Here is a 14396-nt window from a genome sequence, read left to right as displayed (position 1 = left end):
TTACTGTCGAAACGATCGGTGTAAAAACTCACTGATCAGCCCCACCACCTGCTGCTGAATCACCGCCCTCGGCCGAGCCCCCTCGCCATCGCGGCAAATCATGCCGTCGCCTGGCGAACTCTCCTCAATCAGCGCCATGCCTCCCGGCTTGCAGATCGACATAAAGCTGAAGTGCGTGGCATCGGCGATCTCCACGTACTTCGTCGTTGCTTCAGGCAGCCGCTTGACCATGTCGGCGGACTCCAACTGCGGGTCCATATCCTCCGACGGCACGCCCCCCGCAATCACCAGCGCCGGTACCGGCAATGCAGCCAGGCTGGCGTCGGTGAAGCCGCGCGACAGGCCCAGGTCCAAGGACACGATGGCGGTGACGCGTTTGTCGCTTAAATCGGCGGCCAACCGGGCCTTGCCGGCTGGCGTGCCGGCGGGGTTCATCTCCTGGTAACCCATGCAACCGCCAAGCTTGGGGTGGGCGCTGCAGTCGCGGCTGAACAGATCGGGGTCGAAGCGCGCCCCGGCGATTTCCAGCACGGTCCAGCCGCCAAGGGAATGGCCCACGGCGGCAATCTGGCCATTCGCGACCGCGCCAAATGGCTTCGGCTGGGCCAACACCGCGTCAATCGCGCGGCTCAGGTCGGCCGGACGTTGCCATAACCGCGCGGCGGTTTGTGGGTTGCGGTCTTTTGTGGTGGTGCCGGGGTGGTTGACCGCCGCGACGATGTAGCCCTGATGCGCCAACGCACTGGCCAGCCACACCTGCTTGCCCCAGTTACCACCATAACCGTGGGAGAGCACCACCAGCGGATGCTCACCGGCAGCCGGCGGCGCGTCGGGCACGGCGAGGGCACCGATGAACACCGCGCTGTCGGCGATCAGCGTGGCTTTGGCGGTGGTGGTAGCGGGGTACCAGACGACCAGTTCGAGTGGTCGGTTGTTTTGCGCATCGGGCAGGGTGACGGTCTTGAAACCGACCGGGTTTTCGGCGGCGACGGCGGGAGCCGTCAGGCACAGCAATAGCAGGGAGGCGAGGGCGTTTTTCACTGTTGTTATCGTCCTTGATATGAGCGACGCATCATGCACTGAATCCCCGTTCAGTGCCATGAGCCCCGCGCCATTTTTACCTGCCGTTAACGCCTACCCATGGGTCAACCCCGTCAACGTATCCGCAATGGTCTTGGTCCGTTGCGCCGTACCCTCCGTTGCACGGCTCGACGCCTCCAGCACATCCAACATCTCCCGCAGCGCTCCCACCCCGGTGGACTGGTCTTCAATCTGCTGGGCCACCCGCTGGATCTCACTCGACAACAAGTCGATATCCACACCAATTTCCGCCGCATTCTTGCGTGTGATTTCCGCCAGCTTGCGCACCTCGTCGGCAACCACCGCAAAGCCCCGGCCCAGGTCGCCCGCGCGCGCGGCTTCAATCGCGGCGTTGAGCGCCAGCAAGTTGGTCTGCCCGGCGATCTGCTGGATCACCTGCACAATCGACTGGATACGCAAACTCGACCCCGCCAGCGTGCGCGCGCCCTCCACCGCTACATCCGCCTGGCTCGACAGCCCCTCCACCGTGGCCCCGGCCTGGGCAGACACCGTGTTCTGCTGGCCAATCGTGCCCACCAGTTCATCCATCGAGGCGTGCAACTCACCGGAGTAATGCTTGAGCTGCGACGCGATGTCCTCATGCTGACGCTGGGCATGGGCCAACACCAGGCCCAAGTCGGCCAGGCCTTCGAAGACTGGCAGGATATTGCGGTCCAGGCCGCGGGTATTCAGGGTATTGCTGAAGTCATTGTTCTTGTATGCGGTAATCTGCTTGACCACCACATGGTTCAACCCTGCCAACTTCTTCACCTGGCGGCGTAGGAAAAATGCCTTGAACTCGCCGTAATGGGCGATGAAATTGTCCACGTATTCGTCACTGAAACTCGCGCCCTTGGCCACCCGGAAGAAGAAAATCGCCGTCAGCGTCTGGTTCAGGTTCAAGCCCAAAATCTCCCCGAAGGTCGAAAACCCCGCCAACGGCACATCCCCAAAAATGCCGGCCATGCTGCCCAGCTCGGCGCTGTTGTTCAGCCGGCGCAAGATGCAGTCATTCAAAATCCCCGCCACCGGCTGGCCTCCCTTGCCGCGCAGGAACTGCTCATAGTCCAGGCGCGTCGCCTCCCGCAGCGGCGTACGCCGCACCATCACCAACTCCTCGCCCGGCGCCACGTCGCAAAACAACTGCACGATCTGCTGTTCGAAGTCGATACGCGCGATGGACCGCACAAACAACTCACTGCCCACCCGAATCGCAAACGAATAGTCCGCCAGCTTCGACTCCAGCGCCTGGGGCGCGCAACTGAACGCGTCACACAGCGCCTGCACCATGCTCTTGATATTGCCGCTGCTGTCGATCACTTGGTCAATCGTGCGGTCCTCCACCGACGCCGTCAGCACACTGAAGGTCAAATCCGCCGGTTTAAAGTTCTGGCTCTTGAACACCCCAAATCGCACATGGGCCGCCGTCTTCAGAAACACGATCTGCGCATGGTTCTGATAACTGCGCTGGCCGTCATGAATCAGCGTCTTCTGGAAATCCGACTTACCCCCGGCCGATCCCCCTACAAACAAACACGGAAACCGCCCCGACTCATACAGCGCCTCCATAAAAAACGACTCCGACGCCGACAACCCATCGAACACCACATACGCCAACGTATCGCGATGATCGATCGACGTACGCACCTGCACCCGCTTGATATTGGCCACCAACTTGGCAATCCGCTCCTGCATCCCTAACCGCTTGCCGCCTCCGCGAATGTCCTCACACTCCAACGGCACCATCACCACCTCGGCCGAGGCGATCAGACTGTCGTCGAACAACTGCAACACGACCCGGTCCCAGCGCTCGCCAGTGGCGCAATACAGCGAACCGGGCGCGTTGCACAGCTCGCCGGAGGTGGTGCATAGGCTGATGGTGGACTGGGGGAAACGGCGTTTGAGCTTGGCCGCGATGGCGTCGATGTCCAGATGCGGCGAGATAAAGCCGGTGATCAGGGTGGGGGTGATACGCAGGGCAGTGAGTGAGGCGTCCAGGTCGTTGGCAGTGCTGGTGAGCGTGGCGGTGCCTTGACGATCGGCCCGGGCTTTTTTTAGAAGGGAGAGTGGGTTCATGTGGTGGACTCGATCGAGTGGTGATGCAGGGGGTAGGCATACGGTTAGTAGGGTTATCGGCAGGTTGGGTGAGGACTGGAGGGGGAGGGTGGGGGATGCGACGGATGGACGCGGGTGTAGGGAGTTTTCCTATTATTGACAGGCTGCTTTCGGCCGATTCTGTTGAAAAAGTCGGCTATGGTTTCCACGGCAGAAAAGTACGCGCTTGAGATTGAAATCTTTACTTTGAGCAGAGGGTTCCGGGCTCGGATTTCGCGTAGCAGCGCGCAAGAAAGGCGTTTTCAGCGGTCAATATTCCGGCAGGCTGGAAGAACCGACTTTTTCAACAGAATCGGCCGATAGCAGTCCTTAGGAAGTGCAGGCGCTGGACGAGCATGCGGGTACCACTATGGCCAAGCTACTTCGCAATGATCAGATCCGGTCCGTTGTTCCGAGCGTTCCCAACGGCAGTGTCGACCTGAACCACTCGAGCACCTCTGACTGCTCACTTTGGTGAAGCATCATCTGCTCCGCAAGCTCCTTTGGCGTGGCCGGGTCAAGCCATTCCCTTGTTCCAAGGCTGATGGCTGTATGTTGCAAAAATGTTCATGGCTTATCCTCCGCATTGAGTGAGAGCAAGGCTGGATAAGCGCGAAGCGGGCTTGCGCTGGTTCCGCGCTTTCATTGCTCGATGGGTTGGTTGTATCGATCCTGGATGCGCTCCAGCTCGCCCGAGTGGCGCAGTTGCTCCAGGGCGTGGGCCCAGGAGGCTACCAGTTCGTCGTCACAGTCGCGGCTGAAGGCGATGTACAGCGATGAGCGATAGAGCTCGATGGGAATCTGCCGCAGCGTGCCGGGGGCGATGTTCAACTGGCGGCTGTAGTAAGCCACCCCCGCATCGGTGTCGCCTATGATGATATCGGTGCGCCCGGCTAGCAGCATGCGATAGAGCTGCAGGCTCTCGGTCGCAGTTTTTTCGAGGTTGTTGAAGCCCCGCGACTGCAGAGTCTCGGGTATCAGGCCGGCATGTCTCGTTGTAATTTTTGGGGCGTGCAGTAGCTGCTCTAAGGAATTCACCGGCTGCTGCGCATTGGCTAACTGATAGGGGTGAATGGACTCTTCCACGATCGGTCCGACCCACTTGTATAACGGTTCACGCTCTGCCGTGCGGAATAGTGAATACATGATGGTCTTGGGTCGGGTCTTCAATGCACGGGCGCTTCGCATACTGGGCAGCAGCACCACCTCAAAGTCATCCCCGGTCAGCGCCATTATGCCTCGAACGATCTCCGTGGCCATGCCGGTAAGCTGATTGTTCTCCTGGTAGTTGTACGGCGCCCACTCTTCAGTAACGACCTGATACTGCTCGGACCTGACGGGAGTGCCAAGTAATAGGCAGAGCAGCGCGGCAGTAAGTGTCGAATGTTTCACGTGTTCTGCCTGGTGGGCTGTGCGGTGATCAAGGGTGGATCTGATTAAAATGGCGAAATTAGTATAGACCCTGACACAGGTCAAACGCCTGATGCAGTCCCGTAAACCGTCACCACGGCGATTGATACATACGAACCAGTACGCATGGCGCAGGTTTCTCAAGAGCGTTTAGCGGATTGCCTCTTATCGGTATCGGTTGGGACACATAGTGACCGTCCGCTTCTGGCCGACTGCCGCCTTTCGCGAAAGGCAGCAATCGACCCATAGCAGTCATCTGAACCGCATTGATCGACAGAAATGTCCACCGCCAATCCTAAAATCGTGAAGGTGGCTCATTTCCGGTCTTGATATTCGAAAAGACCTCATCTGGATCTGCCTGACACCAATATCTGAACAGAAGGCGAGGTTCGGTATTTCCGAAATATTGATCAACGGTGCTTTCGGGCGGCACGGTCAATTTAGGTGCTGGCCATTGCTGCGCTAAAACACCTATTGGTTTGTCAGACGACCAAATAATCCAAGTAGCCTTGCCTCCATTGATACCCGGTAAGTAGCCGGCATCTTGTATCACTTCGATTAAGGCGCGCAGCGTTGCTGATGGATCGAGTGTTATCGACGTCGCATGGCTTCCCAGATCATCTCCTGCATGAACGCTATCTCGATCAATGGCAACTTCCAACGTGACTACTCCTTTTTTTCCGCTGTGCTGTCACTAGATCGTCCAGCGTAGAGACATCAACGGCTACCTGTCCACAGTCTGCTTTTGGCCGATTGCAGCCCTTCATGAAAGGCGGTAATCGGCCAAGAGCCGCGAGTCGACGTCCCTTAAATAAGCGCTAAGCAGGGTAAATTTCGCGATGAAAAGCGGGATAGCTAATACGAAAATTAATGCGCTGTTAGGGGCTAGCACCTATACGTGAGGCCGAGCGCGCAGGGTTTGGGGATCGGCGCGGTTGTACTCGCACAGGTTTTCGAAGCAGCGGATGCAGCTGCACTGCCGATCACAGTAGGTGCCCTCAGAGAAAGTGCCTCGAACCGTTTTACACCCGCCATGGCTTCGTGTTCGTCGAAAGCAGTGAATTCGACAATTATTATGACCGTCAGCACCTTACGCCACGCTATGCACCTTGCCAGCCAGGTGAAATGATTTGAATCCAGCGCCCGCCTTCTAGACAATCCCCGCCTTTGGCATCGAAAGGATGCGTGCGATGAAGTTCGAAGGGACTTTCCAATACATGGGCAATCACGGGATCGTGTTCAACGTCTCGCAGATCACCCTCACCGACAGCGAACGCGGGCGGCTGCGCGAGCTGCATTTTGGTGAGGCGAAGAGCGCGCACTACGAGGTCAACCGCAAGGTCGTCGAGGTGTACGACAAGATGCTGGCCAAGAACCTGCCGTGCCTGATGATGATCGGCATCTCCAAGCCGCTGACTCGGCAGCAGGGCGATGTGCTCAACGCCCAGCGCACCAGAATCGCCAACTTGGCGGCCTCGGCCTTCGCGGGCGTCACCTCTTACGTTGCCTCCCCCTACGTTGGGGCCCCCGTCGGCGCCGGTGTGCGCATGTACGTGAATGAAACCCTGCCCACCTATCATGCAGGCGACATACTGGTGAGCATCGAGGCGCAGGTGAACGGCGGTATCGGCCCGCAACGTACCGCCTCGACACTGATCATCAAGACCTGACGGGAGAAACCCATGTCTGACATTACCCAACTGGTCGCTGCTCTGGTGCTGTTCTTTCTGCTCGATCGGTTTCTTAAGTCGTACCCGCTTCGCAAGTGGTTAGGGGTACTGCTGGCGGCGATGGGGGCGGTCGGCTGCGTTGCGGCGAGCCACATCCGCTTGCTTGGATTTGACCTGGGGTTGCTGTCGATCTTTGCCGTTGCACTGGGGGTGGGGTTGTTCCTAAAGCGGCGGCGGTTCGCGCAGATGGGGTGAAGGTGGCAGGGCTCTTCAAGCTGCTTGCTGGTAGCAGATGGCCCGCCAGGAACGTCCGCAATTGATCATCGTCGGCGCTTCGGCCTATTCACGGGCGCTGGACTTCGCGCGCTTTCGCGCAACTGCCGACGAAGTCGGGGCCTTCCTGATGGCCGACATTGCCCACGTCGCCGAACAGGCGCTGGAAGCGATCGGGATTACCGTGAACAAAAATATCGTGCCGGGCGACGAGGTCAAACCCAGTGTCACCTCCGGCATTCGCATCGGCAGCGCGGCCTGCACGTCGCGGGGCATGGGCGTGGATGAATTTCGCGAGATCGGCGACATGATCCTCGCCATGCTCGGCGGAGTGCGCAGCGGCGCCCTCGACAGTCGCACCGAGCGCTCGATTCGCGAAGGCATCGGCGAACTGACCAAGCGTTTCAAGCTGCCTTACTGAGCGGTTGCCTCTAGATTTTCAGCGCATTGGCCAGGCGCAGCATGGCGGCTTCGATTTCATACGCGGTCAACGACGAGTAGCCCAGCAGCCAGCCGTATTGCTGCGGTTCGCCTGCGTACAGCTTGCTGAGTCCGGACAATTGCACGCCGGCGGTGGCCGCCTGGCGGATGGTTTTTTCTTCGCTCCAGCCCGCTTTCAGCAGACAGGGAATCTGCAACCCGCCCGGCGGCAACTGGGCGGTGACGACCTCGCCCAGGTACTTGCCAATGGCGTCATGCATGATCGAGCGGCGCCCGGCATAGAGCTTGCGCATGGCCCGCACGTGGGCGTTGTAATGGCCGTCTTCCATAAACCGCGCCAGGGTCAGTTGCAGCACTTGCGGCGTATGCCCGTCCATCATGCTGCGCGCGTAGGCAAAGGGCTTGACCAGTTCGTGGGGCAGCACCATGTAGCCCATGCGCAAGCCGGGGTAGAGCGTCTTGCTGAACGTGCCGATGTAGAGCGTGCGCTGATACTTGTCCAGACCCTGCACGCAGGCGGTGGGTTGTCCGTCGTAATGGAACTCGCTGTCGTAGTCGTCCTCGATCAGCCACTTGCCTTTTTCCGCCGCCCAGTTGATCAACTCAAGGCGCCGTTCCAGCGGCAGCGTCACGCCGGTGGGGTATTGGTGCGACGGTGTGACGTACACGCAGTTGGCGCCGCTGCGGTCGGCGTACAGCAGGTCGGTGCGGATGCCGCGTTCATCGACATCGATGGGCAGCACCTTGGCTTCAGCGATCTCGAAGGCTTTGCGTGCGCCGTAATAGCCAGGGTTTTCCAGCAGGATCGGCTTGCCGGCATCCACCAGCAACTGCGCGCAAAGGTACAAGGCCTGGCGCGTGCTGCTCAGCACCAGCACCTGATCGGGCGAACACTTGGCCCCGCGCTCTAGGTTCAGGTAGGTGGCAATCGCCTTGCGCAGCGGCTCGGCGCCTTGCGGGTCGCCGTGCAAGAGCACGTTGGCACGATAGTCCTTCATCACCTGCCGTTGCAGGCGTTCCCAGACATCCGTGGGGAAACTGCGGGTTTCCGGCAAACCGGTGGCGAAGGCCTTGATGACTTGCTGGTCGCTGACGCCGCCCGTTTCGAAGATCATCCGCCCTCGCTGGCTCAGCGCGGCGCCGGGTGCGGCGGCGTTGCTGCGCACTTCCTGGGCCTTGATGCGCCGGCGTGTGGCGCCGCGCAATTCGACGCCGACCGTGTCGCAGACGTAACTGCCGGCACCCTCGCGGCGTACGATAAACCCGTCCCGATGCAACTGCACGTAGGCGTTCTCGACGGTGTCGCGGGCGCACCCCAGTGACTTTGCCAATACCCGTGTGGCAGGCAGTTTCAGGCCGGGGCCGAGGGCGCCGTCGAGGATCAGTGCGCGCAACGCCCGCTGGATGCGCTGGTGCAAGTCCAGCAGCTGAAACTCCACGTCGTTGAGGCGCATTTTCAGGGTTTCGAGCTCGAAGGTTTTTGCCATGCGGTCTGCTCAGTCCTTTGGAATTGGCCTGTAATGGCAGGCCAGTCTATCCGTAGAATCCAGCCCTCGCCAGCCCGGCCCCACGGCGGTTCCGCTGGAAGTGCTCGCCCAGGCACACGAAGAATTTTTTTGCCGGCACCGGTATGTCGGTGATGGAGATCAGCCATCGCTCCCGCGTGTTCATGGACGTGGCCCGCCCGACAGCGCCGCGCCGCTGCTGTGTGATGCGCGCCAGCCTCTACAACGCCGTCTCGTTAACCGCAGTCGAGGCGCTGACTGACTTTATGGCTGACTTCGCACGCGCACATGGGTAACCGCCCCTGCGCGAAAAAGTGGTCTGGTCTGCTGCGCACAAGCGTAGGGGCAACCCCCACCATTCAACGGCTATAAATGACCGCCTGGCCACGGCCTGATCCATTGTCCAGCAAGGAGCCAAGACTTATGCCCTCTACTCAATCCCAGTCGTCCCTGCGTCTGCGGGATGTGCTGCACCCGGTGGTTGCCGGGCTGATTTCGGTGATCGTCAATTACGGCGGCACCTTCATTCTAGTGTTCCAGGCCGCCAAGGTTGCCGGCCTCAGCCCTGAGCTGACGGCGTCGTGGGTCTGGTCGGTGTCGATTGGCGTCGGTGTGACCGGGTTGTTCCTCAGTTGGGTGAGCCGCGAGCCGATCATCACCGCCTGGTCGACCCCGGCGGCTGCGTTCTTGATCGTTGCCCTGGCGACCACGCCCTACGCCGAGGCGATTGGTGCGTATTTGATTTCAGCGGCAGCGTTCGTGCTGCTGGGGGTATCCGGCTATTTTGAAAGGGCTGTGCGCCTGATCCCGCCTGGCGTTGCGGCGGGTCTGCTGGGCGGCATTCTCTTGCAGTTCGGCATCGGGGCATTCGCGAGCATGACGGTCGACCCGCTGTTGGTGGGGCTGCTGATCGGCGCCTACATCGTGTTCAAACGCTTGAGCGCACGCTACGCGGTGGTCGGCATTCTGGTGCTGGGGCTGGGCTTTTTGCTGATGCAGGGGCGAGTGGATTTTTCCGGATTGGCGCTGGAGTTCGCCACACCGGTATTCACGCGGCCCGAGTTTTCGCTCAATGCGTTGCTGAGCGTGGCGTTGCCGCTCTTTTTGATTACCCTCACGGGGCAGTACATGCCGGGCATGCTGGTGCTGCGCAATGACGGCTTCAAGACCAGCGCCAACCCGATTCTCAGCGTGACCGGGCTGGGTTCGCTGCTGATGGCGCCGTTCGGCTCCCATGCGTTCAATATCGCGGCAATCACGGCGGCGATCTGCACCGGCAAGGAAGCGTCCGAAGACCCTTCCAAACGCTGGATCGCCGGGGTGGCGGCAGGGGTGTTCTACATCCTGGTGGGGATTTTTGGCGTAACCCTGGCGGCGGTGTTCATGGCCTTTCCGGCGACGTTCATTACCACCCTGGCCGGGCTGGCGCTGCTCGGCACCATCGGCGGCAGCCTGGCCAATGCCATGGCGGACGTCAAATCCCGTGAAGCCTCGCTGATCACCTTTCTGGCGTGCGCCGCCAACATCACCTTGCTTGGCATTGGCGGCGCGTTCTGGGGCTTGCTCGTCGGCCTCACGGCGTATGCGGTACTCAATGGGCAACTGCCACGTCGTGAAAAAACCACTGCGGTGACCACCAACGGAGCGACCCGCTGATGACTGGGCAAGCCCAACACCTCACCACGCTCCATGCCGATCATGGTCGCTATCCGCAGGCGGTCAGCGTCGAGGACTTTCGTCGCAACCTCGCCGCTGTGCAGCAACGCATCATCGATGCTTGCCACCGCGTCGGGCGTGACCCGGCCACCGTGCGCTTGCGTGAATTGCGCGACCGCTTGCTCGCACATGTGTCCGAGGGCGTGTCGCTGCAGGAGTTGTCGATGGGCATGTCGGGCGACTTTGAAATTGCCATTGAAGAGGGTGCAACCGTGGTACGCGTCGGCCAAGCCATCTTCGGTGCCCGCGCCATGCCCGATGCCTATTACTGGCCCACGGCCGACGCTAGACCGCGAAACGACGACGAGTTGCCGGCGCTCGCCCCTTAACGTTGATTGATCTCTATAGGAGGCCTGCAATGTCCGCTGCACCCGCTTACCTGATGCACACCTCGTCCCGTCAGCCGGTCTCGTTCAGCCGAGGCCTGGGCGCCCGCCTGTGGGACACCGATGGCGTTGAATACCTGGATGCCATCGCCGGCGTGGCCGTGACGAGCCTGGGGCACGCCAACCCGGAAATTGCCGCCGCCAGCGGCCGACGCGCCGCGCTCAAGCTGGCGCTGGGCAACCATCCCGAGGTGGTGGCCATTCGTGGTATCGGCTTGATGGTCGGCGTCGAACTCAACCGCCCGTGCGGCGAGCTGGTCGACGCGCGCGCGTGAAGAACAACGCCTGCTGATCACCGTCACCCGTGGCACCACCGTGCGCCTGTTGCCCGCACTGATCTGCGATGACACACAGATCGACGAGATCGCCGCACGTGTCATTCGCCTGCTGTCGCCCGCTGTTTGAATTTGTTAACCGAGGACGCCCCCACCATGTACGACTCAACGCTCACCCTGGATGCTTTCGACCCTGAACTGCGTGAGGCGATTCATAACGAAGCGCATCGCCAAGAAGACCACATTGAGCTGATCGCGTCGGAGAACTACGCCAGCCCGCTGGTCATGCAGACCCAGAGCACGCTACTCACCAACAAGTACGCCGAGGGCTATCCCGGCAAGCGCTACTACAGTGGTTGTGAATACGTCGATGTGGCCGAGCGGCTGGCGATTGAGCGGGTCAAGACCCTGTTCAACTGCGACTACGCCAACGTGCAGCCTCACGCGGGTGCGCAGGCCAACGCGGCGGTGTTCCTCGCGTTGATCAACCCCGGTGACACGGTGATGGGCATGAACCTGGCCCAGGGCGGCCACCTGACCCACGGTAACCCGGCGAACTTTTCGGGCCGGCATTACAAGATCGTGCCCTACGGGCTGGACCCGAAAACCGGTTTTCTCGACTACGACGAGATGGAACGAATTGCCCTGCAGACGCGCCCGAAAATGTTGATCGGCGGCTTCTCGGCGTACTCGCGTTACAAGGACTGGGCACGGATGCGCACCATCGCCGACAAGGTCGGCGCCATATTCTGGGTCGACATGGCCCACGTCGCCGGGTTGGTCGCCGCCGGCGAATACCCGGACCCGCTGCCCCATGCGCATGTAGTCACCAGCACCACGCACAAAACCCTGCGCGGCCCACGGGGCGGTTTGATTCTGTCGAAGGGCCAGGACGAAGCCTTCTACAAGAAACTCGATTCGGCAGTGTTTCCCGGCGTGCAGGGCGGCCCGCTTATGCACCAGATTGCAGCCAAGGCCGTGGCGTTCAAGGAGGCGCTGACGCCCGAGTTCCGCGTCTACCAGACCCAAGTGGTGATCAACGCCCGCGCCATGGCGGCGGTGCTGCAAAAGCGCGGCTACAAGATCGTCTCGGGCGGAACCGACAACCACATGATGCTGATCGATCTGTCCGACAAGCCCTACACCGGCAAGGACGCCGATGCGGCATTGAACAGCGCCTACATCACCGCGAATAAAAACTCGGTGCCGAATGACCCACGCTCACCCTTCGTGACCTCCGGCTTGCGCATCGGCAGCCCGGCGGTGACGACGCGGGGCTTCGATGTCGAGGCCTGCGAGCAAGTGGCAGGGTGGTTGTGCGACGTACTCGACGCCCTGGAATATGGCGACAGTGACAAGGTCGGCCACCACGTGCGCGAACAGGTTGTCGCACTGTGCCGGCGTTATCCGGTTTATCGCTGAATGGGTTTGGGGGGGGCGTGTGGACGGCCCCTGATTCACTTCTTTGCCGATAAGGACGCTCATGCAGCCTGCTTCCAGCTTTATCAGGCGTTCGATCTGGGGGAGTGGGTGCGTCGTGATGATCTGCCGGAGACTGATCCCGGTGAGCCCGAAAGTCACAGCCCAGGGTACGTCCCAAAAAAATGATCTCGATTTGCTGGCTCACCGGGTCCTGCCGCTTCAACTGCGTGTTGGAAGTGGAATCAACTTTTCATGTGATCGTAATGGCGGGTGGTCAGGGTTACATCGTGCACGTTCGTAACGGACTGCTCTTAAAGCACTTCGGTGGTGATATTGAGAATTTGATCCGCATCCCAGATGCTGGGTAGCACACTCGTTTCACATGGGCTGTAGCTTAGGCTTTTCAAAGGAGAGGCTGAGGCCTGGTGCACTGAGCGTTTGTCTTTAGATGGGATTAGGAATATCCAAGTCTCGCTCGCGGATGGGTTTATTACGGGGGAGGGATGGTACTCACCCAAAAAAGTAGTCAGGAATGACGGGCAGTAAGCGGCTAAAAGCAGCCGCTTTCGAGTGACACTACGGCCTGTCTGGGAGCCAGGTCTGATATCAAAATATTCATTCAGTTTCATTTGTTGATGGCCTGGGCTGTTGCCCTAATGCTCCAACACGAACTCGTGCATTGGAGCTAATAATGAAAAAACGCCAACCGCTACTTCAACTCAACACCTTGGCCGTGGCACTGGCATTTGCCTTGCCGGCCATCAGCTACGCAAGCGATCAGTCCGACTCCAAGGGTTTTGTCGCGGACAGCAGTTTAAGCATTCTCAACCGCAACGTGTTCTGGAACCAGAACGGCAGCGGCAACCATACCCGTGACTGGAGCCAGGCGCTGATGGCGACCTACAGTTCGGGCTTCACCCAAGGCACTGTTGGCATCGGCATCGATGCGTTCGCCGACCTGGCGTTGCGTATCGACGGGAACACCGACCGTGCCGGTGGCCCAACCATTCCATCCGACGCCAATGGCAATCCGGATCGAGGCTATGCGAAGGCCGGTGGTGACATCAAGTTCCGTGTTTCCAACACCACGCTCAAGATCGGCGACTTGCAGCCCACGGCGCCAGTGCTCGCCACTGCCGATAACTACCTGATGCCGCAGACTGCATCGGGCTTCCAGGTCGACAGCCATGAGATCACCGGCCTGAACCTGGAGGCCGGCCATTTCACCTCAGGTACCGGAAACACCACCACCTCGCGCAGCGGCGACATTCTTGCCAGCTATGCCGGTGTGGCGGCACCGTCGGCCAGCTTCGCGGGGGGCAAGTACCAGTTCAGCAAGGAGTTCACCGCGTCGCTGTACGGAGCGCACCTGGAAGACGTCTGGAATCAGTACTACGTCAACTTGAACCTTGTTCACCCACTGACGACTGACCAATCCGTCGCACTGGACTTCAACCTCTACCGCACACTGGACGACGGCAGCGCCAAGGCCGGGACCATCGACACCACTGCAGCCTCGCTGGCGGCGGCCTACACCGTGGGTGCGCAAACCTTCACCCTGGCCGGACAGAAGGTTAATGGTGACGAACCATTCGACTATGTCGGTTTTGGAGGGACCAACGCCGGCGTCGGTGCTGGCCGCTACGGAAACTCAATCAACCTCGCTGACTCGGTGCAGTACTCCGACTTCAACGGCCCCGGCGAGAGGTCCTGGCAGATGCGCTATGACTTGGACATGAGCACCTTTGGCGTCCCAGGCCTGAGCTTCATGGCCCGTCATATCCGCGGTTCCGGCATCGACGGAACGCACACTCCCGGCAATTCGGCCTACACCGGGTTCTATGGTGCCAACGACCAGGAACACGAAACCGACGCCGAAGTGAAATACGTAGTACAGAGCGGCCCGGCCAAAAAACTGTCCTTCCGGCTGCGCGAGGCTTTGCACGATGGCGATGCATCCACCGGGGGGCACCTGGTGCAGACGCGCCTGATTACCGAATATCCGTTGAATATCCTCTAAACAAACAGGCCAGCCCGGTTGCTGGACCAACCGGGCGGGCTACCTTCTAAAAACGCTGCGGTTTTGGTTGGTAAGCGGTGTCCTGCCAATTGAGCGTAAACCGT

13 protein-coding genes and 1 pseudogene are annotated in these 14396 nt (G+C 60.3%); 9 read left to right on the top strand and 5 right to left on the bottom strand.

Going from position 1 to position 14396, the window contains the following annotated elements; genetic code table 11:
* The 4 genes from FBY10_RS12405 to FBY10_RS12385 form a co-directional block, all read right to left on the bottom strand.
* On the bottom strand, positions 1 to 1041 hold the full coding sequence (locus FBY10_RS12405) for an alpha/beta fold hydrolase (protein WP_131699830.1): 1041 nt from the start codon (positions 1039 to 1041) through the stop codon (positions 1 to 3).
* A 93-nt stretch (positions 1042 to 1134) separates the two neighbouring features.
* The gene (locus FBY10_RS32010; protein WP_145336405.1) at positions 1135 to 3156 is read right to left on the bottom strand and encodes a methyl-accepting chemotaxis protein; all 2022 of its coding nucleotides are present in this window, start codon (positions 3154 to 3156) and stop codon (positions 1135 to 1137) included.
* 660 nt (positions 3157 to 3816) lie between these two features.
* The gene (locus tag FBY10_RS12390; RefSeq protein WP_145336401.1) at positions 3817 to 4566 is read right to left on the bottom strand and encodes an ABC transporter substrate-binding protein; all 750 of its coding nucleotides are present in this window, start codon (positions 4564 to 4566) and stop codon (positions 3817 to 3819) included.
* 313 nt (positions 4567 to 4879) lie between these two features.
* Positions 4880 to 5245, bottom strand: a complete 366-nt coding sequence (locus FBY10_RS12385) for a hypothetical protein (protein WP_131699820.1) — start codon at positions 5243 to 5245, stop codon at positions 4880 to 4882.
* Between the two features lie 228 nt (positions 5246 to 5473).
* On the opposite strand from FBY10_RS12385, the pseudogene FBY10_RS31715 reads away from it, so the two are divergent.
* The 4 genes and pseudogenes from FBY10_RS31715 to FBY10_RS12365 form a co-directional block, all read left to right on the top strand.
* Positions 5474 to 5718: pseudogene (locus FBY10_RS31715) on the top strand (GNAT family N-acetyltransferase); the annotation flags it as partial.
* A gap of 56 nt (positions 5719 to 5774) precedes the next feature.
* Entirely contained in the window at positions 5775 to 6254 is a 480-nt protein-coding gene (locus FBY10_RS12375) for a hypothetical protein (RefSeq protein WP_131699819.1), read from the top strand.
* 12 nt (positions 6255 to 6266) lie between these two features.
* Positions 6267 to 6509, top strand: coding sequence for a hypothetical protein (locus FBY10_RS12370; protein ID WP_145336399.1), 243 nt, complete (start codon positions 6267 to 6269; stop codon positions 6507 to 6509).
* A gap of 37 nt (positions 6510 to 6546) precedes the next feature.
* Positions 6547 to 6948, top strand: a complete 402-nt coding sequence (locus tag FBY10_RS12365; RefSeq protein WP_306100595.1) for a hypothetical protein — start codon at positions 6547 to 6549, stop codon at positions 6946 to 6948.
* Between the two features lie 10 nt (positions 6949 to 6958).
* On the opposite strand, the gene FBY10_RS12360 is transcribed toward FBY10_RS12365, so the two are convergent.
* A complete protein-coding gene (locus tag FBY10_RS12360) occupies positions 6959 to 8455 on the bottom strand; it encodes a PLP-dependent aminotransferase family protein (protein WP_131699818.1) in 1497 nt (498 codons plus the stop codon).
* Between the two features lie 441 nt (positions 8456 to 8896).
* On the opposite strand from FBY10_RS12360, the gene FBY10_RS12355 reads away from it, so the two are divergent.
* From FBY10_RS12355 to FBY10_RS12330, 5 genes are all read left to right on the top strand, one after another.
* Positions 8897 to 10129, top strand: a complete 1233-nt coding sequence (locus FBY10_RS12355; RefSeq protein WP_145336397.1) for a benzoate/H(+) symporter BenE family transporter — start codon at positions 8897 to 8899, stop codon at positions 10127 to 10129.
* Entirely contained in the window at positions 10129 to 10518 is a 390-nt protein-coding gene (locus FBY10_RS12350) for a hypothetical protein (protein WP_131699816.1), read from the top strand. Before FBY10_RS12355 ends, FBY10_RS12350 begins: the two co-directional genes overlap by 1 nt.
* Positions 10519 to 10547: 29 nt before the next feature.
* A complete protein-coding gene (locus FBY10_RS12345; protein ID WP_256663442.1) occupies positions 10548 to 10850 on the top strand; it encodes an aminotransferase class III-fold pyridoxal phosphate-dependent enzyme in 303 nt (100 codons plus the stop codon).
* Between the two features lie 156 nt (positions 10851 to 11006).
* Complete coding sequence (glyA, locus tag FBY10_RS12340; RefSeq protein ID WP_131699815.1) at positions 11007 to 12272, top strand: serine hydroxymethyltransferase; 1266 nt, start codon at positions 11007 to 11009, stop codon at positions 12270 to 12272.
* Between the two features lie 691 nt (positions 12273 to 12963).
* Positions 12964 to 14292 (top strand): OprD family porin, encoded by a 1329-nt coding sequence (locus FBY10_RS12330; protein WP_131699814.1) that lies wholly within the window; start codon positions 12964 to 12966, stop codon positions 14290 to 14292.
* Positions 14293 to 14396 lie beyond the last annotated feature (104 nt).

It is taken from the genome of Pseudomonas sp. SJZ103, assembly GCF_007828335.1.
Classification (GTDB): Bacteria; Pseudomonadota; Gammaproteobacteria; order Pseudomonadales; family Pseudomonadaceae; genus Aquipseudomonas.
The sequence above is the reverse complement of the archived record's forward strand: the minus strand, read 5'-3'. Positions and strand labels throughout refer to the sequence as shown.